General features: G+C 58.2%; 3 protein-coding genes and 1 pseudogene. All 4 read right to left on the reverse strand.

Annotated elements, in window-relative coordinates; all coding sequences use genetic code 11:
* Positions 1-6: 6 nt before the first annotated feature.
* Entirely contained in the window at positions 7-1206 is a 1200-nt protein-coding gene (locus tag CNQ84_RS19325) for a serine hydrolase domain-containing protein (RefSeq protein WP_096006414.1), read from the reverse strand.
* A gap of 204 nt (positions 1207-1410) precedes the next feature.
* Positions 1411-2316: a YihY/virulence factor BrkB family protein gene (locus tag CNQ84_RS19330; protein WP_096006415.1), complete on the reverse strand. Its 906-nt coding sequence runs from the start codon at positions 2314-2316 to the stop codon at positions 1411-1413.
* A gap of 391 nt (positions 2317-2707) precedes the next feature.
* A pseudogene (locus tag CNQ84_RS19335) lies at positions 2708-3167 on the reverse strand (IS91 family transposase); the annotation flags it as partial.
* A 12-nt stretch (positions 3168-3179) separates the two neighbouring features.
* Positions 3180-3575, reverse strand: coding sequence for a hypothetical protein (locus CNQ84_RS19340; protein WP_096006417.1), 396 nt, complete (start codon positions 3573-3575; stop codon positions 3180-3182).
* Positions 3576-3832: the final 257 nt, after the last annotated feature.

Here is a 3832-nt window from a genome sequence, read left to right on the forward strand (position 1 = left end):
GTACTCCTAGCGCGCCGCCTCGGCATCAATGGCCTGCTGTACCTGGCGGAAGAAGGCCAGGCGGTCCTTGCTCTGCGTGCCGCCCTGGCTGTCGGTCGCCTGCGGCCAGTTGCCGTTGGAGGCGATCACTAGTTGGCGGTTGGGGTCGATAAAGATGCCCTGGCCGAAGATGCCCTGGGCAATATAGGCACCGTCATCCAGCGTCCACCATTGGAAGCCGTAACCGGCACCCGGGCGGCCGATGTCCACCTGCTTGGTGGTGGCCTCGGCAATCCAGCCATCCGGCAGCACCTGTTCACCACCGGCAACGCCACCGCCCAGCATGAACAGACCAAAGCGGGCGTAATCGCGAGTGGCTGCCTGCACGCAGCAACCGCCAATCTCATGATCGGTGGAGCCCAGCATCCAGCTGGCGTCCTGCTGCATGCCAAAGGGAATCCAGATCTTCTCGGACAGGTATTCGGCCAGTGGTTTGTTGGCAGCAGAACTGGCCAGCACGCCGATCAGATTGGTTTCACCGGTCTTGTACACCCACTTGGTACCCGGCTCGGCCTCGGCGGGCAACTGGCGCATGTAGCTGACGGTTACGTCAACGCCTGGGTCGGCCTTGTGGGAGTTGAACAGGGCTACGTCGGATTGCGGGTCAGCGTAGTCCTCGTTCCAGGCGACGCCCGAGGTCATGGTGAGCAATTGTCTGATGGTGACGTTGTCGTAGGCCGAGCCTTTCAGGTCGGGAATGTAGTCCGACACCATATCGTCGACGCTCTTGATGTAGCCGTCCTGAATGGCCGCGCCGACCAGAGTCGAGGTGAACGACTTGGCGACCGAGAAGCTGGTCCAGCGTCCGTCGGGGCCAAAGTCCAAGCCGTACTTTTCCAGCCGGACCTTGCCGTTGTGCACGATCACCAGCGCGGCAGCGTGCTGTGAGGTCATGAAGGCATCGACATCGACACCCACATCCAGCGGTTCACCCTCGGGCAGCGGGTAGACCTCACCGCCAGCGGGAATGACGCGAGACTCGCTCAGTACCGGCAAACGGTCCATGGCACGAAAGGCCGCATCGCGTTGATCGCTGCTCCAGAACAGCACATTGCTGTCGGTCGGCAGGTTGAGCGCCAACCGGCGCATATCGTCATCGGCGGTGGCCCAGAAAACACCGCCGGCCAGGCCCAGCAGCACGATGAGCGCGATAATCCCTTTCTTCATGTGTGTACTCCGTCTTTTATTATTGTTCAGGGCGCGCTGGTTGAAGCGACATGCAGCGGGCATATGGCATCAATCAAGGCTCCCCACGCGTAACTTACGTGACATACGCCCTCGATTGGGCGTGATCGCAGCTAAATAAGCAGGTGTGATCCGTTGGCCGTCGCTTGCTAAATACCCCAGGCGGCCAAGGGCTTTCCGTTTTCCTCAGTCCTGCGGCGCCTTGGCGACCAGCTCCCGCTGCACGCGCACCGCTGTGCGCTTGGGGCGTACGTGCTTGCCGCGGCCTTCAAGATGCGCCCGGGTAAAGGCCGCGCCAAACAGCAAGATCATGGAAGAGTAGTTCACCCACAGCAGCAACAGCGCCAGTGAGCCGGCGGCGCCGTAGGCCGATGCCGTGGCGGAATAGGCCAGATACAGGGCAATCAGAAAACGGCCCACGGTAAACAGTATCGCCGTAATAAAGGCGCCCACCAGCACATCGCGCCAGGACAGCAGTACATCAGGCAGGATCTTGAACATTGACGCGAACAGCAGGGTGGTCAAACTGAGCGACAGGGCAAACTCCATGGCTACCATGGCGGGGCCGGGAATCGGCAGCCAGCTGTCAGCAAAGGCCATGACCGCGCTGAAGGCGACCGACAGCATCAGTGACACCAGCAGAATAAACCCGATGGCGAGAATCAGGGTGAGTGACAGCAACCGGCTTTTCACCAGCAGCCACAGGTTGTTGCGCGACGGCCGCGGCGCCACGCCCCAGATCTGGTTCAGCGACTGCTGCATCTTGGCGAACACCGTGGTGGCACCGACGATAGTGGCCAATATCCCGATCAGCGCCGGCCAGATGCCGCTCTGATCAATCTGCGAGTTGGCCACCGCGGTCTGAATGACCCCCGCCGCCTCCGGCCCTATGGTGCCCTCCAGCTGCGCAAACAGTTGCCCCTGCACCGCGCTCTCACCCAGCACCAGACCCACCAGGGCGACCACCACAACCAGTACCGGCGCAATGGAAAACACCGTGAAAAAGGCTAGCGCTGCGGCATAGATAAACGCCTGACTATCAAGCCAGTTTTGTACCGCTGCGCGGAAAATACCGAACCAGTGCTTGATCATAGGGGCTTGCTGCCCTGGAAGCTGAACGTCATTGTTAAAAAGCCGTGTCCTGAAGTGAGTTGTATCTTGGTACGCCATGGGTATGGACACCCGGTTGTATACCGGCGTTCCTGTGCGGGTGCAAGGGCAGGGCGCAGGCGGAGGACGGCTCGGCACGTCACCTGCGCCAAGCGTGTCAGCCGGTCAGGCGTCTGTGCCCTGACTGGATTCCAGCCAACAGGCTCGGGAGTCAGTGTGAGATTGCCTGATGCCTTTCGGCGAGAACGGTGTGTCGAGGGTCGCCACCGCCACCGAGACCCAGTCTGCAAATTGCTTGCTGCCGCTCCAGGTGATATTCGAACCACAAATGCCTCGCGCATTCAGGCAGTCAGATCCCCCTGGCAGCTCGACTTTAATGTCGTCGCAATCGCTCAGCGGCGTGCACTGCTTGCGCTGCAATGATCCCAATGGACCCGCATGTTCGGACACTTGCATTGGCTGCATACTGGTGGCGGTGCGGTCGTATGGGTAACGGTCACCTCGTCTGTTTGCGTAGTACGCAACACGTGCAGTGCTGTATTGATCTGTTCGAGCCGGGTTCGCCGGCAGCGGTTGGCAAGAAAGCCGTAATGCCTCACGCGCATCAAGCCTTTCGGCAAGATGTGCAACAAGAAATGCCGAACGAACTCTTCGCCGCTCAAGACCATCTGCCTGTTCCGCGCTGCTTGCCGGTAATCCTTGTAGCTGAGGGTCACTGTCTGTTCGTCGACCTGCTGCAGACGTGCATTGCTGATGGCAATGCGGCGGGTATACCGGGCCAGATAGTCGATCACGCTGTTGGTGTGTTGCAGGCAGTGCTTGCTGTAAACAATTGTTAAACGTTTTTAGCCTGCCGCCTGGTACCTCTCATACTCGGAAACCAGAAAAGGTGGGCCGACCAATAATAGAAAACAAAGCAGGTAACTGCCGATGCTGTCGCCACCTAACGTGGCAATGCGATATATCAAAAATGGCAGAACCAACGCACAATATCCAACCATCCACAGCTTCAGCAGGCCATGCCGACCGATGAAATCCCCAAGCGACTGTTGCTCAGCTCCGTAGCCTCTCCAATTCCTGATCTCAGGGTTTAACAACGGCCACAACGAAAACAAAACCCCAAGGACCAAACCGGTCTTCAGGCGATACTCGTGCGGTAGCTGAAATACCACTGCGAAAGCCACCAGCCACACGCAGCCGATGACCCAGTTTTTAACCATAACTTTCTGGGCTGAGGTCATAGACGTTTAACGCCCGCCACAAACGCGAGCAACTTGTTGCGAGTCGAGCGCCCAAAGGGCGCGTTTTTGGTGGCGATTGTTAAATGCAGTTATCTAATTAACCAGTGATAGCCTTTTATCTGTAAATACACAGATTACACCAGAGTTGTTATACATAACTTGATAATTGAAATCGCAATACGCTCCAGCAATATTTAATGGCAACTGCTCACTACCCCATCGACTCGGTTTAAACAAGGCGGCCGCAAAAACTGAGT

The sequence above is a fragment of the Pseudomonas abyssi genome, from assembly GCF_002307495.1.
Classification (GTDB): Bacteria; Pseudomonadota; Gammaproteobacteria; order Pseudomonadales; family Pseudomonadaceae; genus Halopseudomonas; species Halopseudomonas abyssi.